Origin of the sequence: Pseudomonas sp. H3(2019), assembly GCF_007713465.1 — a bacterium.
Lineage (GTDB): Bacteria > Pseudomonadota > Gammaproteobacteria > Pseudomonadales > Pseudomonadaceae > Aquipseudomonas.
On sequence record NZ_VMSG01000033.1, the window covers coordinates 12,446 to 39,214 of the forward strand.

At 59.9% G+C, this 26,769-nt stretch carries 27 protein-coding genes and 1 pseudogene; 12 read left to right on the plus strand and 16 right to left on the minus strand.

All coding sequences use genetic code 11. From position 1 onward, the window contains the following. Positions 1–900: a LysR family transcriptional regulator gene (locus FPT12_RS25195; protein ID WP_145021512.1), complete on the plus strand. Its 900-nt coding sequence runs from the start codon at positions 1–3 to the stop codon at positions 898–900. 478 nt (positions 901–1,378) lie between these two features. Here FPT12_RS25195 and FPT12_RS25200 read toward each other — a convergent pair whose 3' ends face one another. Beyond that, entirely contained in the window at positions 1,379–2,482 is a 1,104-nt protein-coding gene (locus FPT12_RS25200; RefSeq protein WP_145021515.1) for a DNA alkylation repair protein, read from the minus strand. Between the two features lie 79 nt (positions 2,483–2,561). Continuing rightward, positions 2,562–4,370 carry a monovalent cation:proton antiporter-2 (CPA2) family protein gene (locus FPT12_RS25205; RefSeq protein WP_145021517.1) on the minus strand — a complete coding sequence of 603 codons (1,809 nt, stop codon included), beginning with the start codon at positions 4,368–4,370 and terminating at the stop codon, positions 2,562–2,564. A 195-nt stretch (positions 4,371–4,565) separates the two neighbouring features. Between FPT12_RS25205 and FPT12_RS25210 the strand changes: the two genes are divergently transcribed. After that, positions 4,566–5,462: a LysR family transcriptional regulator gene (locus tag FPT12_RS25210; RefSeq protein ID WP_145021520.1), complete on the plus strand. Its 897-nt coding sequence runs from the start codon at positions 4,566–4,568 to the stop codon at positions 5,460–5,462. Between the two features lie 618 nt (positions 5,463–6,080). Here FPT12_RS25210 and FPT12_RS25215 read toward each other — a convergent pair. From FPT12_RS25215 to FPT12_RS25230, 4 genes are all read right to left on the minus strand, one after another. Then, complete coding sequence (locus FPT12_RS25215; RefSeq protein WP_054594326.1) at positions 6,081–6,323, minus strand: hypothetical protein; 243 nt, start codon at positions 6,321–6,323, stop codon at positions 6,081–6,083. A gap of 10 nt (positions 6,324–6,333) precedes the next feature. Beyond that, positions 6,334–6,834 (minus strand): hypothetical protein, encoded by a 501-nt coding sequence (locus FPT12_RS25220; protein ID WP_178098894.1) that lies wholly within the window; start codon positions 6,832–6,834, stop codon positions 6,334–6,336. A 121-nt stretch (positions 6,835–6,955) separates the two neighbouring features. Continuing rightward, positions 6,956–7,732: a substrate-binding domain-containing protein gene (locus tag FPT12_RS25225; RefSeq protein ID WP_145021523.1), complete on the minus strand. Its 777-nt coding sequence runs from the start codon at positions 7,730–7,732 to the stop codon at positions 6,956–6,958. 21 nt (positions 7,733–7,753) lie between these two features. Beyond that, a complete protein-coding gene (locus FPT12_RS25230; RefSeq protein ID WP_145021526.1) occupies positions 7,754–9,058 on the minus strand; it encodes an MFS transporter in 1,305 nt (434 codons plus the stop codon). Between the two features lie 242 nt (positions 9,059–9,300). Between FPT12_RS25230 and FPT12_RS25235 the strand changes: the two genes are divergently transcribed. The 4 genes from FPT12_RS25235 (at position 9,301) to dmeF (ending at position 11,367) form a co-directional block, all read left to right on the plus strand. After that, positions 9,301–9,609 carry an RcnB family protein gene (locus tag FPT12_RS25235; protein ID WP_145021529.1) on the plus strand — a complete coding sequence of 103 codons (309 nt, stop codon included), beginning with the start codon at positions 9,301–9,303 and terminating at the stop codon, positions 9,607–9,609. A gap of 100 nt (positions 9,610–9,709) precedes the next feature. Then, positions 9,710–10,048 carry an FKBP-type peptidyl-prolyl cis-trans isomerase gene (locus FPT12_RS25240; protein WP_145021532.1) on the plus strand — a complete coding sequence of 113 codons (339 nt, stop codon included), beginning with the start codon at positions 9,710–9,712 and terminating at the stop codon, positions 10,046–10,048. Positions 10,049–10,138: 90 nt separating this feature from the next. Beyond that, complete coding sequence (locus FPT12_RS25245; protein ID WP_145021535.1) at positions 10,139–10,414, plus strand: metal/formaldehyde-sensitive transcriptional repressor; 276 nt, start codon at positions 10,139–10,141, stop codon at positions 10,412–10,414. 14 nt (positions 10,415–10,428) lie between these two features. Next, a complete protein-coding gene (gene dmeF, locus FPT12_RS25250; protein ID WP_145021538.1) occupies positions 10,429–11,367 on the plus strand; it encodes a CDF family Co(II)/Ni(II) efflux transporter DmeF in 939 nt (312 codons plus the stop codon). Positions 11,368–11,400: 33 nt separating this feature from the next. Here dmeF and FPT12_RS25255 read toward each other — a convergent pair whose 3' ends face one another. The 3 genes and pseudogenes from FPT12_RS25255 to FPT12_RS25265 all read right to left on the minus strand — a co-directional run bounded on the left by FPT12_RS25255 (position 11,401) and on the right by FPT12_RS25265 (position 13,910). Further along, on the minus strand, positions 11,401–11,736 hold the full coding sequence (locus FPT12_RS25255) for a hypothetical protein (protein WP_256676855.1): 336 nt from the start codon (positions 11,734–11,736) through the stop codon (positions 11,401–11,403). Beyond that, positions 11,733–12,654 (minus strand): annotated as a pseudogene (locus FPT12_RS25260) (S-type pyocin domain-containing protein); the annotation flags it as partial. The gene FPT12_RS25255 and the pseudogene FPT12_RS25260, both read right to left, overlap by 4 nt. 137 nt (positions 12,655–12,791) lie before the next feature. Then, positions 12,792–13,910 (minus strand): cytochrome P450, encoded by a 1,119-nt coding sequence (locus FPT12_RS25265; RefSeq protein WP_145021541.1) that lies wholly within the window; start codon positions 13,908–13,910, stop codon positions 12,792–12,794. An 81-nt stretch (positions 13,911–13,991) separates the two neighbouring features. Here FPT12_RS25265 and FPT12_RS25270 point away from each other — a divergent pair, with 81 nt between their 5' ends. Continuing rightward, positions 13,992–14,762, plus strand: coding sequence for a helix-turn-helix transcriptional regulator (locus FPT12_RS25270; RefSeq protein ID WP_145021544.1), 771 nt, complete (start codon positions 13,992–13,994; stop codon positions 14,760–14,762). An 11-nt stretch (positions 14,763–14,773) separates the two neighbouring features. Here FPT12_RS25270 and FPT12_RS25275 read toward each other — a convergent pair whose 3' ends face one another. Continuing rightward, on the minus strand, positions 14,774–15,382 hold the full coding sequence (locus tag FPT12_RS25275) for a LysE family translocator (RefSeq protein WP_145021547.1): 609 nt from the start codon (positions 15,380–15,382) through the stop codon (positions 14,774–14,776). Positions 15,383–15,487: 105 nt separating this feature from the next. On the opposite strand from FPT12_RS25275, the gene FPT12_RS25280 reads away from it, so the two are divergent. After that, positions 15,488–16,381, plus strand: coding sequence for a LysR substrate-binding domain-containing protein (locus FPT12_RS25280; RefSeq protein WP_145021550.1), 894 nt, complete (start codon positions 15,488–15,490; stop codon positions 16,379–16,381). 56 nt (positions 16,382–16,437) lie between these two features. On the opposite strand, the gene FPT12_RS25285 is transcribed toward FPT12_RS25280, so the two are convergent. The 5 genes from FPT12_RS25285 to FPT12_RS25305 all read right to left on the minus strand — a co-directional run bounded on the left by FPT12_RS25285 (position 16,438) and on the right by FPT12_RS25305 (position 22,669). Beyond that, positions 16,438–17,457: a branched-chain amino acid aminotransferase gene (locus FPT12_RS25285; RefSeq protein ID WP_145021560.1), complete on the minus strand. Its 1,020-nt coding sequence runs from the start codon at positions 17,455–17,457 to the stop codon at positions 16,438–16,440. Between the two features lie 249 nt (positions 17,458–17,706). Further along, positions 17,707–19,092 carry a dihydrolipoyl dehydrogenase gene (gene lpdA, locus FPT12_RS25290; RefSeq protein ID WP_145021593.1) on the minus strand — a complete coding sequence of 462 codons (1,386 nt, stop codon included), beginning with the start codon at positions 19,090–19,092 and terminating at the stop codon, positions 17,707–17,709. A gap of 18 nt (positions 19,093–19,110) precedes the next feature. After that, positions 19,111–20,373 (minus strand): dihydrolipoamide acetyltransferase family protein, encoded by a 1,263-nt coding sequence (locus tag FPT12_RS25295; RefSeq protein WP_145021613.1) that lies wholly within the window; start codon positions 20,371–20,373, stop codon positions 19,111–19,113. Next, positions 20,374–21,432: an alpha-ketoacid dehydrogenase subunit beta gene (locus tag FPT12_RS25300; protein ID WP_145021622.1), complete on the minus strand. Its 1,059-nt coding sequence runs from the start codon at positions 21,430–21,432 to the stop codon at positions 20,374–20,376. 1 nt (position 21,433) lies between these two features. Then, a complete protein-coding gene (locus FPT12_RS25305; protein WP_145021634.1) occupies positions 21,434–22,669 on the minus strand; it encodes a 3-methyl-2-oxobutanoate dehydrogenase (2-methylpropanoyl-transferring) subunit alpha in 1,236 nt (411 codons plus the stop codon). A gap of 187 nt (positions 22,670–22,856) precedes the next feature. Between FPT12_RS25305 and bkdR the strand changes: the two genes are divergently transcribed. Beyond that, entirely contained in the window at positions 22,857–23,345 is a 489-nt protein-coding gene (gene bkdR / locus FPT12_RS25310; protein WP_019690099.1) for a Bkd operon transcriptional regulator BkdR, read from the plus strand. A 26-nt stretch (positions 23,346–23,371) separates the two neighbouring features. Here the strand turns inward: bkdR and FPT12_RS25315 are convergent, their stop codons facing one another. Beyond that, the gene (locus tag FPT12_RS25315) at positions 23,372–24,235 is read right to left on the minus strand and encodes an MBL fold metallo-hydrolase (RefSeq protein ID WP_145021638.1); all 864 of its coding nucleotides are present in this window, start codon (positions 24,233–24,235) and stop codon (positions 23,372–23,374) included. A gap of 103 nt (positions 24,236–24,338) precedes the next feature. Between FPT12_RS25315 and FPT12_RS25320 the strand changes: the two genes are divergently transcribed. The 3 genes from FPT12_RS25320 to FPT12_RS25330 are packed head-to-tail and all read left to right on the plus strand — an operon-like array spanning position 24,339 to position 26,767. Continuing rightward, positions 24,339–24,674, plus strand: coding sequence for a helix-turn-helix transcriptional regulator (locus FPT12_RS25320; protein WP_123424882.1), 336 nt, complete (start codon positions 24,339–24,341; stop codon positions 24,672–24,674). 38 nt (positions 24,675–24,712) lie between these two features. Then, positions 24,713–25,957, plus strand: coding sequence for an FAD/NAD(P)-binding oxidoreductase (locus FPT12_RS25325; RefSeq protein WP_145021641.1), 1,245 nt, complete (start codon positions 24,713–24,715; stop codon positions 25,955–25,957). Positions 25,958–25,966: 9 nt separating this feature from the next. Next, positions 25,967–26,767, plus strand: coding sequence for a sulfite exporter TauE/SafE family protein (locus tag FPT12_RS25330; protein ID WP_145021644.1), 801 nt, complete (start codon positions 25,967–25,969; stop codon positions 26,765–26,767). Positions 26,768–26,769 lie beyond the last annotated feature (2 nt).

Sequence of the window (26,769 nt, forward strand, 5' to 3'; positions counted from 1 at the left end):
ATGTTCGACTGGAATGACCTGCGGTTTTTTCTCGAATTGCAACGCAGCGGCCGCTTGTTGACCGCCGCCCGGCGCTTGAAAACCACCCACGCTACGGTGGCGCGGCACATCGAGGCGATTGAAGCGAGCCTCGGCACCGCGCTGTTCGTCCAGCAAGCCCAGGGATACCAGCTGACTCCGGCCGGTGAAGCACTGCTCAAACATGCCGAAGCCATGGAGAACGTTGCTTTGCTGGCGCAGGAGGAAATCACCCAGTCCAGCGCGCCACTGGGCAAGATTCGTGTCGGCGTGACCGAGGGCTTGGGGATCATGTTTCTCGCCAGTCGCATGCAGGGTTTGTTTGACCGGTATCCGGGGCTGGAAGTGGAGTTGGTGGCGGTGCCGCGTTTCGTCAGTATCCTCAATCGCGAAGCCGAGATCAGCATTCATCTGGAACGCCCGGCCGCCGACATGCTGGTCACTCGCAAGCTCACCGATTACCGTCTGGCGCTCTATGCCAGTCAGGCTTACCTCGACCGTTCGCCGCCGTTGCGCAGCCGTGAAGACCTGGTGCGGCATGCGTGGATCGGCTATGTCGACGATCTGTTGTTCAGTCAGGAGTTGATGTTCCTCAACAGTTTTTGCCGCAGCCCTCAGGTGGTGTTTCACAGCACCAGCGTGATTGCCCAGCACCAGGCGGCACGCTCGGGATTGGGGATCGCCGTGTTGCCGTGTTACATGGCTAGCAACGACCCGGAGCTGGTGCCGTTGCTGCCGGCGGAAAGCATTCAGCGTAGTTATTGGATCAGTACCCGTCGTGAGTTGCACAAGTCGGTGCGGTTGCGGGTGTTGTGGGATTACGTGGTGGGGTTGTGTGATCGCGAGCAGGCGCTGCTGCTTGGGCCGAATCCCGACGTGTAGGGGCTGCCGCAGGCTGCGATCTTTTGATCCTGGCGGCCTGATAGCCGGCCAATTTCTTGCAGGTGTACATATCCATTCCTGCGGTAACGGCCACTTAGGGTTTCGCCTGACGGCGACTCACTTTTTTTACAAGCGCCTAAAAAAAGTAAGCAAAAAAACGCTCGCCCCAAGCGTACGGCACCTCGCCTAAGCTCGGCGTCCCCTCGCTCCGGTGTCCATCAGGGGGCATCGCCTACGGTCTGCTGCGCGACGACCTCCTCTCGATGTGTCCGGCTGCGCCGTACGGCGCTGCGCGCCCACCCCCTGATGAACACCTCCACTCGGCCTCCCGAAGGGGCGGGTGGATCAAGATCAACAGCGGCAGGCGAGCTAACGCTCGGCCTGTTGAGTGGTTGGGGTCGGGCGCGTCGCTTCATTGATCGTTCCCACGCGGGGGGAGCGATCAACATCCTGTTTGGGAGCTGAGCTTGCTCTGGGGTTATGGGGTGATTTCGAACGCGGTGCTTCCCAGTCGTTCGCCGTTGATCATGATGTGTACCGCATGCGTGCCCGCGTAATGTTTGCGGGTGGTCAGTTCACGGATTTGCTGGGCGCGGCCGAGGGTTTGCCGGGCGTGGGCGGGCAGGGTGAAGCCCTTGAGTTTGAAGACTTTCGTCGAGGTTGCGCCTGAGGCTTTGACGTAGTCGATGGCGTAATCGACCACCAGTCGCTGGCTATTACTGGTGGTTGAATGAAGGTCGAACGAGAGCTTTATGGTCTCGCCAAGACTGATCACCGCCGGTTCAACCTTGAGGTTATGGATCTGCACGTTTGGCTTGCCGCCAGCGCCGATGATCGCCAGTGCCCGTTGGTTGCCCTGTTTGATCAGGCTGCGCAGGGCGTGTTTGGCGATCCACGCGGTGCGCGGGTTTTCCAGCGACCAGCCTTCAATCAGGCTCAATACCCACTCGGGGTGGTCTTTGGTGATGTCGTTGAGGTGATTGGCCACCGACTTGCGCACGTAAAGGCTGCTGTCGGCTTTGAGGTTATCGAGGATCTCTGCTGCCAGCGTCGGGTCGGTTTGTACCGGTTCGAGGCGAAACGACCATGGCAGGCGTGGGCGACTGCCTTCGCTGGCCAGGCGACGGACGTGTTCGTTGTCGTCCAGCGACCACTCGTGCATCAGCGCCAGTGAACGCTCCAGGTCGCTGCGCAGGAAATGCCGGATCGCGAATTCCGAGGAACCGAACGTGGTGAAGTACTTGAGCGCGTCCATCGACAGTTCAAACGCGTGGATACCATAAGTGGCGACGTACTGAGGCAGGAACATGCTGACGAAGCCGCTGTTCAAGCGCGGTGCCAGCGGGCGCAGCAGCTCCAGTGTCTGTTCATAGCTCAGCGGCAGCACCGCGTGAAGGCATTCACCGACCCGTGCCATGCGCTGCATCACTGACAACTCGGCCAGACCTTCGTTGGCCAGTTTCAGGAACGCCCTGGCGTTGAACGCCGGGTACACCGCGTGCATTTCGCTGGCGATGTGTTGCAAGCGCTCGGCGTTGAAGATTTCCTTCAGGGCGGGGGAGGATTGGTCGGTGCTACTCATCGTGGATTCCTTTCAACATTTCAGAGCAAAAGATCGCGGCCTGCGGCAGCTCCCACGGGGAACGCGATCTTTTTTGGCTTCAAGGTTTGACCGTCTCTTCCTCAATCCGATCCGCCTCGAACAGCCGCGCCAGTTCGGCTCGGGCTTCCTGGGCGCTTTGCATGACTTTCGCGGCATCATCGTAGATTGCGTGCTGGGCTTCGAGCACTTGTTCGTCGTGATGCTTGAAACGCGCGATGCGGGCGTCGGCCTGGGTCTGGCTCAGACCCAAACCGAGCAGGGTCCGGCGACTCATTTCCAGGCTGGAATAATAGGTTTCGCGGATCGCCTCGGCGCCAAGATCGACCAAGCGGTGCACGTGCTGACGGTTACGCGCACGGGCGATGATTTTCATGTGCGGGTAGAGTTTGCGCACCAGTTCGGCGGTCTTGATGTTGGTGTCCGGGTCATCGGTGGCAATCACAAAGTATTCCGCCTGCCCGACCTTGGCCGCGTGGAGTATTTCCGGGCGCATCGGGTCGCCGTAGAACACCGGCACGCCGCCAAAACTGCGCGACAGCTCGATGGTTTCCACCGAGGTGTCGAGGGCGACGAACTGGATTTTTTGCGCCCGTAGAATCCGCGCAACGATCTGGCCCATGCGGCCCAGGCCGGCGATGACTACGCGAGGGGCGTCGGTGTCGATTTCGCGCAAGTGCGGCGGCACGGCGACGGGCTGGACTTTCGATTTCACCAGTCGGCCGCACATCAGCAGCAACAGCGGGGTCACGGCCATCGACAGGGTGATGGTCAGCACCTGAAGGTCGTACATCCGTGGGTCGAACAGACCTTGATCACGGCCGATCTTGAACACCACGAACGCGAACTCACCACCCGCCGCCAGCACGATGCCCAGGCGCAGCGCACTCAGCCGATTCAGGCCTCCGGCCAGCCGCCCGACGACAAACAGCATCGGCAGCTTGAGCATGATCAGCAGCAGGGTCAGGCCCAGCACCGTCGCCGGTGCGCTGAACAACAGGCTGATGTTGGCGCCCATGCCGACACTGATGAAAAACAGCCCCAGCAGCAGGCCTTTGAACGGTTCGATCTGCGCTTCCAGTTCATGGCGGTATTCCGAGTCCGCCAGCAGCAAGCCGGCGAGGAATGCGCCGAGCGCCATCGACACGCCGACCAGGTCCATCAGCCACGCAGTGCCGATCACCACCAGCAGCGCAGTGGCGGTCGAGACTTCCGGCAGACCGGTCTTGGCGACGACACGAAACACCGGCCGCAACAGGTAACGTCCGCCGATCACCACCACCGCGATGCTTCCCAGCACCCGCAGCACATGGTTCAAGTCTTCAGCGGCGGACGTGGTGTGATCACCGCCCGCGAGCAGTGGCACCATGGCGATCAACGGGATCGCGGCGATGTCCTGAAACAGCAGAATCGCAAACGCCAGTCGCCCGTGCGGGCTGGTCAGTTCCTTGCGTTCAGCCAGGCTTTGCAGGCCGAACGCGGTGGACGACAACGCTAATCCCAGGCCGAGCACGATCGCGCTGTTGAGCGCCTGGCCGAACACGTAGAACGCCAGCACGCCGATCACCGAACCGGTCAGCAGCACCTGCGCCAGACCGACGCCGAACACCGCTTTGCGCATCACCCACAGCCGTCGCGGCGACAGCTCAAGGCCAATGATGAACAGCAGCAAGACCACGCCGAGCTCGGAAATATGGCTGACGCTTTGCGGGTTGCCGATCAACCCCAGCACCGACGGCCCAATGATCACCCCAGCCAGCAGATAGCCCAACACCGCGCCCAGTTGCAGGCGTTTGGCCAAAGGCACGGTGAGCACCGCCGCGAACAAAAAGACTACAGCGGCTTGCAACAGGTTGCCTTCATGGGGCATGGCTTACTCCTGGGAAAACGTCGAACGACAAAAAATGCGGACAATCATGGGTTGGAAAGGCGTCAAGGATAAAGGCTGGGCCGGCATCAGTCAGTCATGAGTGCCGGTTATCGTGGATTGTCGCGTTACATTTTGCATCAATTTGTTACATTCATAGGATAAGCTGATCAATTCGTTTGCCGGTGAGTGCGCGTCATGGCTATCAACTTCGACTTGAATGACTTGCAGGCTTTTCGCGCCGTGGTCGAGCAGGGCAGCTTTCGCAAGGCCGCCGACGCGGTGCGCATCTCCCAGCCGGCGCTGAGTCGACGGATTGAAAAGCTCGAAGACGCGCTGGGGGTCAAACTGTTTGAGCGCACCACTCGTCGCGTTAGCCTGACTCAGGCGGGGCGTGCGTTTGCGCCGAGTGTCGACCGATTGCTGAATGACCTGGATGTGGCGTTGCTGGGGATCAGCGACGTGGCGTCGACCCGTTTGGGCTACGTTACCGTGGCCTGCGTGCCTTCGGCGGCCTACTACTTCATGCCGCAGGTGGTCGCCCAATACCATCAGCGATTTCCGCGAATCAAGGTCAAGGTGCTCGACTCCAGCGCTCATGACGTATTGAGTGCGGTGGTCAATGGCGAGGCGGATTTCGGCTTGAGTTTCATGGGCACGCTGGAGGCCGAGGTCGAGTTCGAACCGCTGGTGCAGGAGCGCTATGTGGTCGCTTGCCGGCGTGATCACGCCTTGGCCAACCGCACCAGTGTGAGCTGGAGCGAGCTCTATCAGCAGGATTACATTTCCCTCGACAAGACGTCGGGTAATCGTTTTTTGCTGGATCAGGCGTTGAGCGGGATTGTGCCGGCGCGTCAGAGCATCTGCGAAACCCGACACGTCACCACCATGATCGGTCTGGTTGAAGCCGGGCTGGGGATTGCTGCGGTGCCGTTGATGGCCATGCCCGGCAGTGACCACCCGATTCTGACTCACGTACCGCTGACTGATCCGCAAGTGATGCGCAGCGTCGGCCTGCTCAAGCGCCGGGGGCGGACGCTGACGCCTGCGGCGTTGGAGCTGGAACGGCTGATTATGAGTTGCTGGGCGAGCTGATATGCCTAGAGAAAGCGTTCGTAGGTGAACGTAGGTTGGCATAGCTGGAGGCCCCGTAATACGTGGTGCTAAGCGTAATTTTGAGAAGGTTTCTCAAGCTGAGTACTGTTCCGTGGTGGTACCGATTTTGCAGCCTTTGAGTTTCGCAATTCGCCCCGCAGTGAATTCTTCGCCCACGATCTTCTGTAGTGCCCCCGGGCTAATTCTCTCGCAGCTCCAAACCACGTTCCATTCACAGATCGAGAAGCAAAACGCGGCTTGGCCTAAGGCATGCGTATAGTTTGACTTTAAAGGTTGGCGATTACGGTGACCTTTCATGTGCGCTAGATCCGTGCTGTCTAGGATCAGAATTAGGCCGCGCCCGCAGAGTTGGCGAGGCTGGTCAATGTGGCATTACACATTTCCGACTGCACCTGGCCTGCGTTACAGCCGCCACCCATCATTTAGCAGTGATTTTGGCGGCATCTAACCTACGTTAGGAGTTACCAGTATGTTCAAAGTAACCTCCAATCCGCCGGCAAGGTCCAACGCTAAGATCATCGATCAACGCGCTGTTGATCGACTGTTGTCCCATATGATTTTGGGTCAGAGACGGCACCGAGAAATCGTGCCAGGGCTTCAGTCCCCCTCCGTGAACCGCCGCCGCGTCAGGAAAAGCACCACGCCCAGCGGCACGGCCAGCAGTGCTAGCAGCTCCAGGTCAAAGCCCAGCACCTGCTGCTCACCAACCTTGAAGATGCTGACCAAGCCCGTTGCCAGCAGCGCCAAACCCAGCCACTTGCGCAGCGGGTATGGTTTCAGAAACTGAACGAGGATCGCGCCCAGCACCAGAAGGACGACAGTTTGCATGATGTAGGGCATGTGCAGTTCCTCAGACCTTGATGACCAGCGTCACGACAGAGCGCTGTGGGCCAATCCCGCCATGGACCTCTCCCTCGATGCTGACCAGTACGTCACCTGCATGCAGGTTCGGCAGGGCCCCTTTGAGGTACCAGTTGACACCTGTCGTCACGACTGCACCTGAAGCCCAGCCAATGAGCGGCCCGCCCAACGCACCTACCCTCCCGGCAACGCCACCTGAGGCCGCAGCAATTCCCTTGGCGACGTTGCCGCGCATGGTGCTGATAGCATCGGCCTGCTGCCGGGTGAGGGGATTGGAAATGCAGACTGTCAGCAGGCATGGCAGGTTTCGAGCCTGCATTCGGTCGTACATGTCGACGACCATGCTGTTGACTTGGTAATGGGCGCGTTTCGCTTCGCCAAAGTGCAGCTCGCGCAGGCGACCTCGGTCGCTTTCCATGAGGGTGATTTGAGACAGATTGAAGACGATCCCTTCCTCGGACCTGTACTGCGTGGTCTTCTCGAACTTCATGCGCGTATCCATTCGTGCAAAAAGACGATGATTTTCTACAAGCGGTGACTACGATGCAAACGGTCTTTGAAATGAAGGTCAAACCGGCCTCAGCCTAGATCGGCTGAGGCCGGCGCCGGGCTTACTGGCTGACCGAGTCCAGTCCGGTCGCCATGACCTCTGGCTGGGCGGCCGGGGAGGCGAGGTAGTCGAGCAAGGCTTTGGCTTGCACCGGATGTTGCGCGCCAACCGGGATGCCAGCGGCGAAGCGTGTCACTGACTGCACGGATTCCGGAATCTTGCCGACGAAGGTCACGCCGGGCACCGGGAGCAATTCACTGACCTGCTGGAAACCCAGCTGGTAGTCACCTGTGGCAACCACAGAAGCCACCGGGATTTTCGGCACCATGGTCGATTTGGCTTTGAGCTGCGGCTCGATACCCAGGCGCTTGAACAGCTGATCCTGTATGTACACGCCACTGGCGCTGTCGGAATAGGCCACGGATTTGGCATTGAGCAATGTCGCCTTCAGCCCCTCGACCGAGCTGATGTCCGGCTTCGCCGCACCCTCGCGCACCACCAGACCAATTCGCGAATCGGCCAGTTCAACCCGTGATCCGGGCAAGACCTTGCCTTGCTTGATCAACTCATCCAGAGCGTAACCGACCATGATCACCACATCGGCGTGCTCGCCACGGGCCAACCGGTTGGGGATCGCCTCAGGCGCCTTGCCCATCGACGGGCCGAGCGCCGTATCGAGCGTGTTGCCGGTGGCGGCGGCGAACTTCGGACCAAGCACTTTATAGGCGGCCGTGAAGCCGCCGGAGGTCATCACGTGCAGTTCTTCAGCCTGGGCAGTGCTACTCAGGCCCAGGGCGCCGATCAGGGTCAGCGCCGCGAGCTTCAGTAATGTCTTCATCGATACCTCTCTGTCAGGGGCTTATTGCCCGGTGGCTTGTAGACGGCCGGTCGAGCGCCGGTACAGGTAAAGCGTTGCGCACAATGCACACAATGCGGCGAAACTCATCCAGTAACCCGGGGAGGCCTTGTCGCCTGTGTACTGAATCAAGAAGGTCGAAATCGCCGGAGTGAAGCCGCCGAATACCGCGGTCGCCAAGCTGTAGGCCAGGGAGAAACCGGCCACACGGACTTCCACCGGCATGATTTCGGTCAGCGCTGCAACCATTGCGCCGTTGTACAAACCGTAGATGAACGACAACCACAGCAGCACCAGCAGCATGTTGATGAAGCTCGGCGCCTGGACCAGGTACGACAACGCCGGATAGGCCGTGGCCAGCGTCAGCAAGGTCATGGCCAGCAACACCGGGCGCCGACCGATGCGGTCCGAGAGCGCGCCACCCACTGGCAGCCAGCAGAAGTTCGACACGCCGACCAGCAAGGTCACCAGCAACGCATCGGCCGTGCTCAGGTGCAGCACGGTTTTGCCGAAGGTTGGTGCGTACACGGTGATCAGGTAAAACGCGGTGGTGGTCAGTGCCACCATCAGCATCCCGGCGATCACGATCTGCCAGTTCTGCAGCAGAGTACCGAACACCTGACGCATGGTGGGGCGGTGACGGCGCGCGGCGAACTCTGCGGTTTCTTCAAGATTGCGCCGCAGCAGGAAAATGAACGGCACGATCATGCAGCCGACGAAAAACGGAATGCGCCAGCCCCAGTCGGCAATCACTGTCGCCGGCATCCATTGGTTCAGCGCATAGCCCAGTGCGGCGGCCATGACGATTGCCACTTGCTGGCTGGCCGACTGCCAACTGGTGAAAAAACCCTTGCGGCCCGGCGTGGCGATTTCCGCCAGGTACACCGACACGCCGCCCAATTCCGCACCAGCGGAGAAGCCTTGAAGCAGACGGCCGATCAACACCAGCGCCGGGGCAAACAGGCCGATGGTCTCGTAGCCGGGCACCAGCACAATCAGAATCGTGCCGCTGGCCATGATCGACAGGGTGACGATCAACCCTTTTCGGCGGCCGACATCATCGATGTAGGCACCGAGAATCACTGCGCCCAACGGCCGCATCAAGAAGCCTGCGCCAAACACCGCGAAGGTCATCATCAACGAGGCGAATTCGCTGCTGGCAGGGAAGAACGCCGCCGCAATATAGGTGGCGTAGAAACCGAAGAGGAAGAAGTCGAACTGTTCCAGGAAATTGCCCGAGGTGACCCGGAAAATCGCACTGGCCTTGCTGCGAGCGGATGTCGCTGGCGGATGGGTTGTAGCCTGCATGTTGTGTCTCCCGCGCTTTTTATGACATGCGCAACGTGGCGCATGGATCTTATTAGGGCGGGATACTGGGGCAGGTCGATCGATATGATAAGTGCATATTTAGCATCTATTGATGCGTGTGGATTATCACTGCGGTGAGATCAATCGCAGAATCATCGCTACAGTGAAGTGTGAGCGTTTCGAATGACCGGACGCAATCGCGGTCCCAGAGCAGGTGCCACCAATTCACAGGAGCAATACCGATGCTGCATCAAAGAAATCTGGCTGCCATGGCGCTGCTTGCGAGTCTTGTCGTTATCTGCCCAGTGGTCCTGGCTGCCGATACCCTGCAAACCATCGTCCAGGCAGCGCCTGTCAACGCCCGCAACCTGCACGTCGGCGACCGAGCACCGGACGTCTACACACGCAGTGAAAAAGCCCTGGTCGACTGGAAAAAACGCGGGTTGAACACCCCGCAAAGCCAGAGCCAGTGGGTGCAAGTCAACGACAAGTACATGCTGGTGCATACCGGCAACGGGCAGGTTCTGGCGGTCATGCCGATTGAGCGTTGAGTCATCATCCGCAACAGCATCTCCAACAGGATTGCCCAGCAGCGCGAAATCTGAGAAAACGCGGGCCATGTTTAGGGTCATCGTGAACGAGAGAGCAGTAATGAACGAAGAATTGCAGGTCATCGACCTTGAAGTGGGCGACGGAAAAGCGGCCGTTAAAGGTGCCTTGATTACCACCCAGTACCGCGGTTTTCTGGAGGACGGTACGCCGTTCGATTCTTCCTGGGAGCGCGGCAAACCCTTTCAATGCGTGATCGGTACCGGCCGAGTGATCAAGGGCTGGGATCAGGGCTTGATGGGCATGAAGGTCGGCGGCAAGCGCAAGTTGCTGGTGCCGGCGCACTTGGCGTATGGCGAGCGCTCGATGGGCGCTATCCCGCCTGATTCCAACCTGATTTTCGAGATTGAATTGCTCGAAGTGCTGACGCGCGACGACTGACCGTTGCTGACCATTGGGTGAATACAGGGTTGCCAATGGTGACGTGATCGACGACTATCCTTTCCGTAGATAGGTATAGGGGGTATGGGTATGTCGCACATTCACGAACACAAAGACGATCTGCTGAAGCGGGTTCGTCGTATTGCCGGCCAGGTTCAAGCCGTCGAGCGGGCATTGGAGTCGGAAGCCGACTGCGCCAAAACCCTGCATCTGGTCGCGGCGATTCGTGGCGCGGTCAACGGTCTGATGGATCAGTTCATCGAGGCCCACGCCCGTGAACACGTGGCCAGCCCCGAGCTCAGCGATCAAGAACGCGCCGAAGGCCTTGAAGACTTGCTGCAAGCCATTCGTCGTTACTCAAATTGAAGGTCATGCACCCCATGAGCAGTTCACCTCAGGTTTCAGGTTATTCCCACGATCACATGTTCCTGGGCGCCACCCACGATGAGAATGCCAAGCGTACATTGTGGGTCGTCGCGCTGACGTTCGTCATGATGGTGGGCGAGATCGCCGCCGGTTACATCACCGGTTCCATGGCGCTGTTGGCGGACGGTTTTCATATGGCCACCCACGTCGGTGCGCTGGGCATTACCGCAATTGCCTACGGGTTTGCCAGACGCAACGCCGGTAATGCGCGCTACAGCTTTGGTACGGGCAAAGTAGGGGATCTGGCGGGCTTCGCCTCGGCCATGGTGCTGGGGCTGGTCTCGATCGTCATTGCCGCAGAGTCCATCATGCGGCTGTTTCAACCGACTACCGTAGCCTTCACCGAAGCGACATTGATCGCGGTGGTGGGTTTGGCCGTGAACATCGTCAGTGCACTTTTACTGGCCGGCAACTCTGCGCATCATGACCACGGTCACGGTCACGGTCACGGTCACGATCACGATCATGGCCATCATCACGACAACAATCTGCGTTCGGCTTATGTTCATGTGCTGGCGGATGCGATGACCTCCGTGCTGGCAATTGCTGCGTTGTTGGCCGGTCGCTATCTGGGCTGGGTCTGGCTGGACCCGGTGATGGGTATCGTCGGCGCGATCGTGATCGCCAATTGGGCCTATGGCTTGATGCGAGACAGCGCCGCAGTGCTGCTGGACACGACCGATGAACACGTCGCCGCCGAAGTTCGTGAGCTGCTTGAGTCGACAGGCGATGTCAGCATCACCGACCTGCATGTCTGGCGCGTCGGCCCACAGGCCCGGGCAGCGATTGTCAGCGTCGTGACCTCGGCAGCCGTCACGGCCGATGCCATCCGCGAACGACTGGCACCGGTCCATGAGCTGTCACACCTGACGATTGAATATCGCAACGCTTGAGGACACTGCTATGGGCATTTACCTGGCAGTACGTCAGGTAAATAACTCGATGTCTTCAAGTGTGTCCGAGATGACAGGTTCAAGAGAGGGGAATCGCGCCTTCGCACGCTCAAAGGCCGCGAGTACTTTCTCTATCTCCAGTTGACCGTGTCGGCGTGCCACATGACCTAGGGCTGTGATGGCCGCTGATGCAACATTTTCATTCTCACTGTTCAGATAGTGCAGGCAAGTGTTCTGAGCCCACGCTCCATCTGGCTCGTTAAGACCGATAGAGATCAGGGCGGCGATGACATCCGTTTCCTTTCCTTCAGCAAGAAGAGTGCTCGCTTTGTCATGGTTCATCGATGGATCTTGATAGAGCAGGCTCACTTTTTAACTCCCTGAATGTTGCCTTTGTTGTCGACCGTTCCGGCTTTGATCAGAGCATTTTTCATATCTTGGTGGAGTTTATCCCACGACCTTACGTGACCGTGATAGACGTCTCCTCCTGTTCGGTCGAAGACCACAAACTCCTTGGTGCCTGGATCAACGCCAATTCGGCGCGGTGATGTCGGTTTTACTTGCACAGAATTATCTAGCGCTTCCTGTCCATTGACCGGCCCTTTGCTCTTTACCGGGTTGTCCGTTTTGCCATGGTAATCAGCCGCGTCGAACTCCATATTCATGACGATATAAAGCGGCTGAATACCGGAATCCACCGGGAAGACTAAAATGAAGTCTTTGTATTCAGGCGGATAGACAGGGTTCACGATGATGTTGTCAGCCGCCTGCGTAGGCGGGTAAATCCAGATTTGTGGCGCTTGTGGTGCTCCCTCCAGAGCAGGGATTGTCAAGGTATTGTCCGGAGTGACAGCCGGAGTCCAGGTCAAGGTAATGCCATCACCTAAATCGGCCACCTGCCGGGAGCCTTGGGCCCTAAACGTGACAACAGGGATGAACTCCCATTCACGGCGACTCTGGGTGTTGTAGCCGTAACCTTTTAGGGTTCCGTCGGCGTTTTCTTCGACACGCAATCGAACACGTGTACGGGCTTGTTTGAGTGTTCTGAGTTGCTCTTCCGTGTATAGAGCGCTGTCACCCAGGCTTGATGGAGCCAGCACCCGCCACGCTGCCCACGCTAATTGCCGAAGTTGCCGGGCCGGTTGTGCCTGCTGAGGCGATAGCTGCTGCGCCTAACGTCAAAGAGCCAATGTTGGCGGGCACAGTTCCACTGATTTTCTTGAGTGGTACTTGGCCATGTTCGTCCACGTCCCGGCCGCCCAGCAGAACGTAATGACCATGATCTTTCGTATCTAGAGGTGCGGTGATGACCGTCACCCGACGGAGGGGCCCAGACTCTTGGTATGTCCTTGCTACGAGCCATGCGCGTCCTTGTTCCGCATGAGGCAACGCTTCGAAAATCATCACGATCATCGCTGAACCTCCTACCGCTCGCGAAACACCGGAATACGCCCGTTCAGGGACGGGCGGTAATCCCAGGCAAGCTGATCCAGCAAACCGTTGTGCGTCAGGATTTCGGCGAGCGTGGCGCTGCCGATGCTCAAGGCCAGTGTCTGGCCGGGGCATTGATGACGGCCGGTGCCGAAGGTGAAGCTGCGGCGGGTCGGGCGGTCGAGGATCAAGGCGTCCGGGTTGTCGTTGAGCTGTGGGTCGCGGTTGGCCGAGGCCAGCAGCACCAGGATGACATCGCGGGGTTTGAGACTCACACCGTCGATTTCACAAGGCGCGCTGACGAAACGACGGGTGTTCTGGACCGAAGGGTCATGGCGCTGGACTTCCGCCAACAGGTCTTTGACTCGCGCCGGGTCGCGCTGCATTTCAGCCTTGAGCGGCGGATTGCGGATCAATGCCAGCACGGCGTTGCCGATCAACCCGGCAGTGGCCTCATAGGTCTGGGAAAGCAGGCCAATCAGGTTGGCGCGCAGGGTGTCGGGGTCTTCCATGCGTTGACGAATCCCTTCAAGTAGAGGGCTTTGGTGATCCTGCGCGCTGAGGCGTTCTTTGAAGTAACCGTTCAACTGTTCCGCCGCCGCATGGGCCGTGTCCAGCTGGGCCGGGCTGCTCAGAGGTGACAGGCACGCGACGAAATCAGCCGTCAGATTGCTGAGCGTTCGACCTTCGGCTGGCGTAAAGCCGAGCAGCGCAGCGACCACGCAAACCGGGCCCATGAACATTGCCTTGTGCAGTCCGTCAGCAAATGGGCTGATCAACCGGGCGCGAACCAGTGTGCCGACCTCGTCGGTGTCGATCACTTCCAGTCCAGGTTGTATGGCCGACCTCGGGCAGCGCTGGCGTTCGCCATCATTCATTCGCATCAACTGGCCAAACACCTTGCCGGCGTAACCCTGTGCAATGGCGTTGGGCACCGGTTCGTGGGTCGGCCGGACCTTGCAGTCAGGATGAGCCAGCACGGCGGCTACGGTCTGGGCGCTGCTGGCCACCCATAGACCCAGTCCTTGATGAAATGAAAGGCCGCCGTCGGCGCGCAGGCTGGCGTAATAAGGGTAGGGATCGGTATGTGTCGCGGCGATGATCGGGTCCATGAAGCGCTGCCTTATTCGTGGGTGAAAAGTGTTGCTACTATCTCCAGTCCAGCAGGGTGACGATTCGTCCGGGAGCGAAATATGAACGTTGAACAACACGACATTGGCGTTTCGCAAGTGGCGGCGGCGATTGCCGAGCCGGCCCGGACGAAGATTCTCTGCTCGCTGATGGACGGCCACGCACGCACCAGTACCGAACTGGCAGTGATCGCCGACGTCAGTGCCTCCACCGCCAGTGCTCATCTGGCGAAACTCAAGGAACTTGCCTTGGTGCGGCTACATGTTCAGGGCCGTCATCGTTATTACAGCCTGGCGGACCAACGGGTCGCCCAAGCCCTGGAAGCGCTGATGGTGATCGGTCAAAACGCAGCGCCAACTTTTACTCCCCGAACCCCGGATCGCCTGCAATTTGCTCGCACCTGCTACGACCATATGGCCGGCACCTTGGCCGTGTTGCTGCATGACCGGATGCTGGACGCGGGTTGGTTGGTGCTGTCGGAGCAGGGTGATCAACAGTATGGGTTGAGTGAAACCGGGGAGCGGTTTTTCGAAGGATTGGGCATCGACGTGAGCACCCTGAGCAGCCTGCGCCGACGTTTTGCCTGTTCCTGTCTGGACTGGAGCATGCGCCGCCCCCATCTAGGCGGCTCATTGGGCGCGGCGTTGCTGCAAACGGTGATCAAGCGTAAATGGCTGACACAGGATCTGGACAGCCGGGCGCTGGCATTGACGGCGACCGGACGCAAAGAGATCACGGCCAGATTCGCGATTGAACTGCCGGTGCTGGCGAAGGTGAACCTACAGGAGGCCACTGCGTCAGGCCGTCGCTCGGTCGTTACTTCTTCGCCATAACGGTGGTTTCGCTATCGGCTGGCCGAGGCCATCAGCACGCCAAAGCCGGCGAAGGTAACGCCTGACACCTTCGCCGCCAGCCAGGAGCCTTTTTGGCTCGACAGCCAGCCTTTGGCGGCATTGGCGAGCAAGGCATAGCTGGTGTGGATCACGATCACCAGCAAGCTGTAGGAGCTGAGCAGGGTAAAAAACTGGCTGTAGTAGTGCGCCGAAGTGTCGATGAACTGCGGGAACACCGCCAGAAAGAAGAACACGGCTTTTGGGTTCAACAGCTGGATCGACGCCGCTTCGACGAAGCGATACCCGGGGCTGGATGAGTTCACTTCACGCTCAGGGATGAAACGATCGGTGCGCCAGCTTTTGTAACCCAGGTACAAGAGGTATGCGGCACCGGCATATTTCAGCACGGTGAACGCGTTCGCGGAGGTCGCGAGGATCAGGCCCACGCTGGTCGCGCTGATCCCGGCGACGACAAACGCCCCCAGGGCGATGCCCAGGATACCCGGCAGCGCGCCGGTCCAGCCATGGCGCAGGGCGTTGGTAAGCGTCAGCACCACACCCGGCCCGGGACTCAGAATGGTCAGGGCGGCGAACAGTAAAAACAATCCGTAGCTATTCATCTCTCACTCCATCAGGTGGCATCGGCTGCGTGCCCGCAGATTGGCGTGACGAAGAAGGCGTGACAAACGCTTTAATTGCACGGCATATGTGACTAAATTAGACGCATGATTAATCAACTCCCTCCCTTGAATGCGGTTCGCGCCTTTGCCGCCGCCGCTCGTCATCAGAGCTTCAGCCTCGCGGCCGAGGAACTGCATGTCAGCCACAGTGCTGTCAGTCGGCATATCAAACGGCTTGAGGAGCACCTCGGTGTGCTGCTGTTCGAGCGGCGCATCCGGCAATCGGTGTTGACCCCGGCGGGACTGAGCTTCTATGAACAGGTCAGCGCAGGGCTGTCACAGATTGCCAACGCCGCCGCGGCACTCAAACAACACGCCTCGTTGCGTACCGTGAAGATCAACGTCCGCCCGACCTTTGCCCAGCGCTGGCTGACGCCCAGGCTGGCGGACTTCATGGCGCTGCACCCGGAGATAAAACCTGAGGTGGTCACGTCCACGCTGGCGCCCGATCACGCACGAGACGGGTTTGACGTCGTTATTCGACGTGGCCGCGACGGCTGGGCACCGGACATTCACGCGCAGGTACTGTTTGAAGACGAACTGCTGCTGGTTGCGGCGCCTTCGTTGATCAAGCGTCTGCCGCTCGACGATTTGAGCGCCCTGAGCCTGCATACCTTGCTGACCGCCAAGACCCGCCGTGAGGACTGGCATAACTGGGCCCTGCTGTTTGGCGAAACGCAGTCTTCGATTCAGGTAACGCTGCAGTTCGATCATATGCAGCCGGTGCTTCGGGCTGCTGTGGAGGGACAGGGTATAGCTTTGTGTCCGGCCTCGTTGCTGGGCGATGACCTGTCGAGCGGCCGTCTGATTTGCCCATTGCCCGATTTGCGTATGCCGCTGCCGCGTTACTACTACGGTGTCGCGCCCGATGTGACGGCGCAGACTCAGGTATTTCTGGAGTGGTTGTTTGCCCGGCTCGATGTAGACGCCAACCAATAAAAAGCCCACCCACCGCGTAAGCGATGGGTGGGCTTTTCAGTGCCGCAAGCGCTGGATCAGACCTTGACGATCCAGCCCTCTGGCGCTTCGATGTCGCCGGTTTGTACACCGGTCAGCTCTTTGTAGAGCTTCTGGGTGACCGGGCCAACTTCGGTTTCGCTGTGGAACACGTGCAGTTTACCGTTGTACTCGATGCCGCCGATTGGTGTGATCACCGCAGCAGTGCCGCAGGCGCCGGCTTCCTTGAAGTCGCCGATCTTGTCGATGAACACGTCGCCTTCAATGACTTCCATACCCAGACGCGATTTTGCCAGTTCGATCAATGACAGACGGGTGATGCCTGGCAATACCGAAGGGGATTTCGGCGTGACGAATTTGTTGTCGTGGGTGATACCAAAGAAGTTGGCCGAGCCGACTTCTTCGATTTTCGTGTGGGTCATCGGGTCCAGGTAGATGCAGTCGGCGAAATGCGCCTTCTTGGCCTCGGAGCCGGGCATCAGACTGGCGGCGTAGTTGCCACCGACCTTGGCTGCGCCGGTGCCTTGTGGGGCGGCGCGGTCGTAGCTGGAGATCAGGAAGTTGTGCGGGGTCAGGCCGCCCTTGAAGTAGGCGCCGACCGGGATGGCGAAGATCGAGAAGAGGAACTCGGGGGCAGTACGCACGCCGATGTTGTCACCCACGCCGATCACGAACGGACGCAGGTACAGCGCGCCGCCAGTGCCGTATGGCGGAATGAAACGCTCGTTGGCACGGACCACGGCCTTGCAGGCTTCGATGAAGTCTTCGGTTTCCACTGGCGCCATCAGCAGGCGAGCGCAGCTGCGCTGCATGCGCAGGGCGTTCTGATCCGGGCGGAACAGATTGATCGAACCGTCCTTGCAACGATAGGCCTTCATGCCTTCGAAGCATTGCTGGCCATAGTGCAGGGCGGTCGAGCCTTCACTGATGTGCAGCACGTTGTCGGAGGTTAAAGTGCCTTTATCCCAGGAACCGTTGCGCCAGTACGACAGATAACGCTTGTCTGTCTTGATGTAGTCAAAACCCAGCTTGTCCCAATTGATGCTTTCGTTTCCCATGACACCCTCTATCACTTAACAATCGCCTGAACGGTTCAAGGCTTCTGACGTTTTTCTGGATGGGGACAACAATACTTCATTCCGGGCCGAAATCGCAGCCCGGAATTTGATCCCTTCGTAGCAGTTGGTGATCGTTCCCACGCTCCGCGTGGTAACGCCTCAACGGACGCTCGGCGTCGGGACGCAGAGCGTCCCGGGCTGCATTCCCACGCAGAGCGTGGGAACGATCAGACGATCAGGGGCCGACTGTTACAGGTGCAACGCGTGCCCCAATGCTCGCAATGCTGCTTCCTGCACCGCTTCACCCAACGTCGGGTGGGCGTGGATGGTGCCGGCGATGTCTTCCAGGCGTGCGCCCATTTCCAGGGACTGGCCGAACGCCGTCGACAATTCGGACACCCCGACACCGACCGCTTGCCAGCCGACAATCAGATGATTGTCACGCCGCGCAACCACCCGCACGAAGCCGTTTTTCGATTCCAGGGTCATCGCCCGGCCATTGGCAGCGAACGGGAAGTTCGACACGATGCAATCCAGGCCAGCGGCTTTGGCTTCATCCGGGGTTTTACCGACTACCACCAGTTCCGGGTCGGTAAAGCACACGGCGGCGATGGCGGTGGGATTGAACTCGCGGTGTTTGCCCGAGATCAGTTCGGCGACCATTTCACCCTGCGCCATGGCACGGTGGGCGAGCATCGGCTCGCCGCTCAGGTCGCCAATGGCCCAGACGTTGCGCATGCTGGTCGCGCAGCGGTTGTCGATCTTGATCGCCGAGCCGTTCATGTCCAGCTTCAACGCTTCAAGGTTCCAGCCCTGGGTGTTGGGTTTACGCCCAACCGCCACCAGCACCTGATCGGTGGCCAGGTTCAGGGTTTCACCGTTCGGGTCGCGCACTTGCAAGGTATTGGCTTGTGAATCAAAGCCTTCGACGCTGTGCTTCAAGTAAAGCTTCACGCCGAGTTGCTTGAGTGCTTCGTTGACCGGTTGGGTCAGTTCGGCGTCGTAGGCCGGCAGAATCCGATCCTGCGCCTCGACCACGCTGACCTCGGCGCCGAGCTTGCGGTAGGCAATGCCCAGCTCAAGCCCGATGTAGCCGCCACCCACCACGATCAGCCGTTTTGGTACGCTTTTCGGCGCCAGCGCTTCGGTGGAAGAGATGATCGGCCCGCCAATCGGCAGCATCGGCAGGTTGACGCTTTTCGAACCGGTGGCCAGCAGCAGGTGCTCGCACTGGATACGGGTGTCGCCGACTTCGACGGTTTTGCCGTCGATAACCTTGGCCCAGCCTTGAATGACCTGGACCTTGTGCTTTTTCAGCAGCGCCGCGACGCCGGTGGTCAGGCGATCAACGATGCCGTCCTTCCATTCGACGCTTTTGCCAATGTCCAGGGTCGGCGCCGAGACATTGATCCCGAGGGCCGAATGCAGACTGTGATGCTGAGTCTGATGGAACTGCTCGGCCACATGGATCAGCGCTTTCGACGGAATGCAGCCGATGTTCAGGCAGGTGCCGCCGAGCGCCTGGCCCTCGACCAGAATGGTGCTGATGCCCAGCTGACCTGCGCGGATCGCCGCTACATAGCCGCCGGGGCCGCCGCCGATAATCAGCAGCGTGGTGTTCAGAGTCTGTTGCATGCCTTGCTCCACAAATGCTTATTCCACAAACAGCGTGGCGGGTTGTTCGAGCAAGCCACGAATGGCCTGGATGAATTGCGCCGCGTCCATACCATCGACCACTCGGTGATCGAAGGAGCTGGAGAGGTTCATCATCTTGCGAATCACGATCTGGCCTTTGATCACCATTGGCCGCTCGACGATCTTGTTGACGCCGACGATCGCCACTTCCGGCAGGTTCAGCACCGGAGTGCTGACGATGCCGCCCAAGGCGCCGAGGCTGGTCAGGGTGATGGTCGAGCCGGACAGTTCATCGCGGCTGGCTTTGCCATTGCGCGCAGCCGTGGCCAGACGGGAGATTTCTGCGGCGCTGTCCCACAGACTGCGAGCCTCGGCGTGACGCACCACCGGCACCATCAAACCGATGTCGCTTTGGGTTGCGACGCCGACATGCACCGCGCCGAGGCGGGTGATGACCTGGGCTTCGTCGTCGTAACGGGCGTTGATCTGCGGAAAGTCGCGCAGGGCGACGACCATGGCGCGGACCAGGAACGGCAGCAACGTCAGCTTGCCGCGAGTCGCGCCGTGCTTTTCATTCAGATGGGCCCGCAGTTCTTCCACCGCCGTCACGTCGATTTCTTCGACGTAGCTGAAGTGTGCAGCACGCTGAGTCGCATCCTGCATCCGCTGGGCGATCTTGCGACGCATGCCGATCACCGGGATCTGCTGTTCGTCGTTGCGTTCGGCGTATGCGGTCACGGTGCTCGATGCGTTCGACTGACCTTGTGCCAGATAGGCCTCGAGGTCTTCGTGAAGAATCCGCCCGGCAGGGCCGGTGCCACGGACCAGACGTAATTGAATGCCGGCATCCAGCGCGTGTTTGCGCACGGCCGGGGAGGCCAACGGACGCTCATCGGCCTCGCGAGCGACCATCGGTGGGCGAGCCGGTGCGGCGGGTTTGCTTTCAATCACGGCTTCGACTTTCGGTGCGGCGACTGGGGCAGGCTTCGCTGCTTGTGCAACCGGCGCTGGCTGAGACGACGCTTTGACGTTGCCTTCACCTTCCACTTCGATGCTGATCAGTATGCTGCCGACGGCCATGACTTCGCCGGGCTCACCGCCCAGGGAGATCACCTTGCCATGCACCGGGGACGGAATGTCGACCATCGCCTTGTCGGTCATCACATCGGCCAGTACCTGATCTTCGACGACCATGTCGCCGACCTTGACGTGCCATACCGACAGTTCAACTTCTGCAATGCCTTCGCCAATGTCCGGCATTTTAATAACGTGCGTGCCCATTCAGACCTCCATGACCCGTTTCAACGCCGCGCCCACACGGGACGGGCCTGGGAAATACGCCCACTCTTGCGCATGCGGGTAGGGGGTGTCCCAACCGGTCACACGCTCGATTGGCGCTTCCAGGTGATGGAAGCAATGCTCCTGAACCAGCGCGACCAGTTCGGCGCCGAAACCGCAGGTACGGGTCGCTTCGTGGACGACTACGCAACGGCCGGTTTTCTTCACCGATTTGACGATGGTTTCCAGGTCCAGCGGCCACAGGCTGCGCAGGTCGATGACTTCGGCGTCGATGCCGGTTTCTTCAGCGGCCACTTGTGAGACATACACGGTGGTGCCGTAGGTCAGGATGGTCACGTCCTTGCCCGGACGGGTGATGGCGGCGACGTCCAGCGGAACGGTGTAGTAGCCGTCCGGCACTTGCGCGGCCGGGTGTTTCGACCACGGGGTTACCGGGCGGTCGTGATGGCCGTCGAACGGGCCGTTGTACAGGCGCTTTGGCTCAAGGAAGATCACCGGGTCATCGTTCTCGATGGAGGCGATCAGCAGGCCTTTGGCGTCGTAAGGGTTGGACGGCATGACCGTGCGCAAGCCGCAGACCTGGGTGAACATCGCCTCGATGCTCTGGCTGTGGGTCTGGCCGCCGTAGATGCCGCCGCCGCAAGGCATGCGCAGGGTCATCGGGGCGGTAAACTCGCCGGCCGAGCGATAGCGCAGGCGGGCCGCTTCGGAAATGATCTGGTCCGAGGCCGGGTAGACGTAATCGGCGAACTGGATCTCGGCCACTGGCCGCAAACCGTAAGCGCCCATGCCAACCGCGACGCCGACGATGCCGCTTTCAGAGATCGGCGCATCGAACACCCGCGAGGTGCCGTACTTGCTTTGCAGGCCTTCGGTGCAACGGAACACGCCGCCGAAGTAACCGACGTCCTGGCCGAACACCACGACGTTGTCGTCACGTTCGAGCATCACGTCCATGGCCGAGCGCAGGGCCTGGATCATGGTCATGGTGGTTGTGGTCATGGCGGTTTCCAACTGAATATTATTGTTGTGATCGTTCATGTCAGATCCCCAACTCTTGACGCTGGCGCTTCAAGTGCTCCGGCATCTCTTTATAGACGTCTTCGAACATGGTCGCAGCGCTCGGAATCTGGCCGCCGGCCAAGGTGCCGTACTGTTCGGCTTCTTTTTGTGCGGCGATGATTTCGGCTTCCAGTTCAGCGCTGAGGGTGGTGTGCTCCTCTTCGGACCACTGACCGATTTTCACCAGATGTTGCTTGAGGCGTGCAATCGGGTCGCCCAACGGGAAGTGACTCCAGTCGTCGGCGGGGCGGTATTTGGAAGGATCATCGGACGTCGAGTGCGGGCCGGCGCGGTAGGTGACCCATTCGATCATGGTCGGGCCGAGGTTGCGGCGGGCGCGTTCGGCGGCCCAGGCAGAGGCGGCGTACACCGCGACAAAATCGTTGCCATCGACCCGCAGGGAGGCGATGCCGCAGCCGACGCCACGACCGGCGAAGGTGGTGGCTTCACCACCGGCAATCGCCTGGAACGTCGAGATCGCCCACTGGTTGTTGACCACGTTGAGGATCACTGGCGCGCGGTAAACGTGAGCGAAGGTGAGGGCGGTGTGGAAGTCGGATTCAGCGGTGGCGCCGTCGCCGATCCAGGCCGAGGCGATTTTGGTGTCGCCCTTGATCGCCGAGGCCATGCCCCAGCCCACGCCTTGCACGAACTGGGTGGCGAGGTTGCCGGAGATGGTGAAGAAGCCGGCGTCTTTAACGGAGTACATGATCGGCAACTGGCGGCCTTTGAGCGGATCGCGCTCGTTGGACAGCAGTTGGCAGATCAGGTCCACCAGTGGCACTTCGCGGGCCATCAGAATGCTTTGCTGGCGGTAGGTGGGGAAGCACATATCGTCGATGTTCAGGGCCAGGGCCTGGGCGCTGCCGATGGCTTCTTCGCCAAGGCTCTGCATGTAGAACGACATCTTTTTCTGACGTTGGGCAACTACCATTCGGTTGTCGAAAATCCGCGTCTTGAGCATGGCGCGCATGCCTTTACGCAGGATTTCCACGGGCACGCCTTCTGCCCACGGACCGAGGGCATTGCCCTGATCGTCGAGCACGCGAATCAGGCCCTTGGCCAGATCAGCGGTTTCGGCGGGTTCTACGTCGATTGGGGGTTTGCGCACCGTACCGGCATCGGTCAGACGCAGGTAGGAGAAGTCGGTTTTGCAGCCGGGGCGGCCCGAGGGTTCGGGAACGTGCAGGCGCAGGGGTTCGTACGCTTGGTTCATGGCTTTCTACGCTCGATCTTGTGAATTTCTTGTAGTGAGCTGGCAGTCATCCTTCGGGTAGAAGAAATCTTGTCCTACAACAATCATAGGCCGGGGCAAGAAGAATATTTATCTCTGTTTCGTTGCGCTTAAGGTCATTTGAGGATAAAAAATCTGCATAAACATAAAAAACAGGTTGTTTTGTCTTATGCGCAAACTGGACCGTACCGACATCGGCATTCTCAACAGCCTTCAGGAGAACGCCCGCATCACCAACGCCGACCTCGCACGCTCGGTGAATCTGTCACCGACACCGTGCTTCAATCGGGTCAAGGCCATGGAAGAATTGGGGCTGATTCGTGAGCAAGTCACGCTGCTGGATGCCGACCTGCTGGGGCTGCACGTCAACGTGTTCATTCACGTCAGCCTGGAGAAACAGGTGGAGGAGGCGCTGGCGCAATTCGAGGCCGCCATCGCCAACCGTCCGGAGGTGATGGAGTGTTACCTGATGGCCGGCGACCCGGACTATCTGATCCGCGTACTGGTGCCGACCATTCAGTCGCTGGAGCGCTTCATGATGGACTTTCTGACCAAGGTCCCGGGCGTCGCCAACATCCGCTCAAGCTTTGCGCTGAAGCAGGTGCGCTACAAAACCGCATTGCCGTTGCCGGCCAATGGCTTGACCTTGGCCAATTAAGATCACCATCAAAAGATCTTGGTAAATCAGAACTGATTCAGCGGGATCTTCAGGTAGACCACGCCGTTGTCTTCCGCCGGCGGCAGGTTGCCGGCCCGCACATTCACCTGAATCGCCGGCAGCATCAACGTCGGCATGCACAAGCCCGCATCGCGGTGGGTGCGCATCTCGACGAACGCCGTTTCGTCGATGCCGTCATGCACATGAATATTGTTTTTGCGTTGCTCGCCGACGGTGCTCATGCACTGGGAAGTGCGGCCGGCTGGCGGGTAGTCGTGGCAGACATAGAGACGGGTGTCGGCGGGGAAGACCAGCAACCTGTGTATCGAGGCGAACAGTTGATTGGCGTTGCCGCCGGGGAAGTCGCAGCGCGCGGTGCCGACGTCGGGCATGAACAGCGTGTCGCCCACCAGAATCAGTTCATCGTCGATCAGGTAGGCCATGTCTGCCGGAGTGTGACCGGGAACATGCAGCGCCTTGGCCTTGAGGTTGCCGATGGCAAATTCCTCGTCCGGCGCAAACAGGTGGTCGAACTGCGAACCGTCGCTGCGAAACGCCGGCTCAAGGTTGAACAGGTTCTTGAAAACGTCCTGCACCTGGCTGATGGCCTGGCCGATGGCGATCTTGCCGCCCAACTCGCGGCGCAGGTAAGGCGCGGCGGACAGGTGATCGGCATGGGCGTGGGTTTCCAGCAGCCATTGGGTTTGCAACTGGTGCTCGCGAACGAAAGCAATCACCCGGTCAGCCTGTGTGGTGGCGGTTCGACCGGACGCCGGGTGGTAATCGAGCACTGAGTCGACAATGGCGCACGGGCCGCCGTCGTGTTCATAGATCACATAGGTGTAGGTCTTTGATGCGTCGTCAAGGAAGGCTTGGATCAACGCTGGCATGGCGGCGGGTCCTGGCTGGGTGGCAGAAAGACACAAAGGCTTGCAACACTTTATGTTTAAACATAATGTCCGCAGCTTAAGTGACGACTAAGGTTATCTGCAAATGCAATCCAGTCTAAGCGAAGGTGAAGTGGCGCAATTGCGTGCCTCGGCCTCCAAGGCCTGCGCGCTGCTCAAGGCATTGGCCAATGAGGACCGCCTGCTGATCCTCTGCCAGTTGACCCAGGGCGAGCGTAACGTCGGCGAATTGGAAACCATGACCGGCGTGCGTCAGCCGACGTTGTCCCAGCAGTTGGGCATTTTGCGCGATGAAGGCTTGGTGAGTACCCGGCGTGAAGGCAAGTACATTTTCTATGGTCTGGCCAGCCACGAAGTGATTCAGGTGATGAAAACACTCTCGGGCCTGTATTGCGGCGCGGTGATAAAAAGCTGGGCGTGAGCCTTTCCGGGCACCGCTCCTTGTAGAGGCAATAACTTATGAAGGATCAACACTGGGGCCAGACCATCAGTGCCGACATCGTGGTGATCGGCGGCGGTACCGCCGGTATCGGTTTCGCCGCCAGCCTGCTCAAACGCGATCCGCGCTTGAACATCACCGTCATCGAACCCAGCGCCCAGCACTATTACCAGCCCGCCTGGACGCTGGTCGGCGGCGGTGCTCATGAGCTCAAGAACACCGTACGGCCAATGTCTGCGGTGATGCCGCGTCAGGCCCAATGGCTGCAGGCTGCGGTCAGCAACGTCGACCCCGAGAGCCGTTTGCTGACGCTTGATGACGGGCGCAATGTCTCCTATCAAAACCTTATTGTATGTCCCGGCTTACGATTGGCTTGGGAGAAAATCGAAGGCCTGCAAGAAGCCCTCGGGCAGCACGGTGTCACGTCCAATTACAGCTACCGGCATGCGGCTTATACCTGGCAACTGGTCAAGGGGTTGCGCGGTGGCAAGGCGATCTTTACCCAGCCGGCGATCCCGATCAAATGCGCCGGTGCGCCGCAAAAGGCGTTGTACCTGTCGTGTGATCACTGGCTCCGACACGGTGTGCTGAAGCATGTCGACGTCGAGTTCAACCTGGCCGGCGCCGCGTTGTTCGGTGTGGCGACCTTCGTTGCGCCGCTGATGAAGTACATCGAGAAATACCGTGCGCGGCTGGCATTCAACTCCAACCTGGTGAAAGTCGACGGGCCGGCGCAAACCGCCTGGTTCGAGGTCAAGGACGCCGCCGGAACGGTCACGCTGCAAGCGAAAAAATTCGATCTGCTGCACGTGGTGCCACCGCAGGTGTCGCCGGACTTCATTCGTCAGAGTTCGCTTGCCGATGCCGCTGGCTGGTGCGAAGTGGACGTCCACAGTTTGCAGCATGTGCGTTATCCGGACGTGTTCGCCCTCGGCGATGTCTGCTCCACCAGCAACGCCAAGACCGCTGCCGCAGTGCGCAAGCAAGTCGTCGTGGTCGCGGAGAACTTGCTGGCCTTGCGCAAACAGCAACCCTTGCCACTGAAATACGACGGTTACGGCTCCTGCCCGCTGACGGTGGAGAAGGGCAAGGTGATACTCGCCGAGTTCGGCTATGCCGGTAAGCTGCTGCCGACCTTTCCCCTCGAACCGACTGTGGCGCGGCGTTCGGCATGGTTTCTCAAAGCGACGCTGCTGCCATGGTTTTACTGGAACGGCATGCTCAAGGGGCGCGAGTGGCTGACTCGTGTGTCCAAGGTCGATTGAGAAAACCCTATGCTGCTGGCGACATTGTTTGGTGTGGTGATGGGCCTGATCCTGGGGTTGACCGGGGCCGGCGGGGGCATTCTTGCAGTCCCGGCCCTGGTGCTCGGGCTGGGCTGGAGCATGACCCAGGCGGCGCCGGTGGCGTTGTTTGCGGTGGGCAGTGCCGCGGCGGTCGGTGCCATCGACGGCTTGCGCCATGGGTTGGTGCGCTACCGTGCGGCGTTGTTGATCGCATTGCTGGGGGCGGTGTTCTCGCCGGTGGGCATCTACTTCGCCCATCAGTTGCCGGAAAAAGTCCTGATGATCCTGTTCAGTCTGCTGATGATCATGGTCGCCTGGCGGATGCTGCGGCGAGAAAAACCGCAGCCGGGGCCGAGCGATCACGGCCACGCCAACTGGGGCCAGAAAAACTGCATGCTCGATCAGCAGACCGGGCGCTTTTCCTGGACCGCCAAATGCACCGCAACCCTGGCGGCACTGGGGGCGGTGACCGGCGTGGTTTCAGGCTTGCTCGGGGTCGGTGGCGGTTTCCTGATTGTGCCGGCATTCAAGCAACTGACAGACGTACAGATGCGCGGCATCATCGCCACCTCTTTGATGGTGATCAGTTTGATCTCGGCAACCGGAGTGATCGGCGCAGTTCATGCCGGGGTGAGCATCGATGCCCAGGGCGCGGCTTTTATCGCTGCCAGCATCGCCGGGATGGTCGTGGGGCGTCGACTGTGCGCCCGGGTTCCGGCCCGGGCACTTCAAGTGGGGTTTGCCAGTGTGTGCCTAATGGTGGCCGGCTACATGCTGCTCAAGGCCTGAAA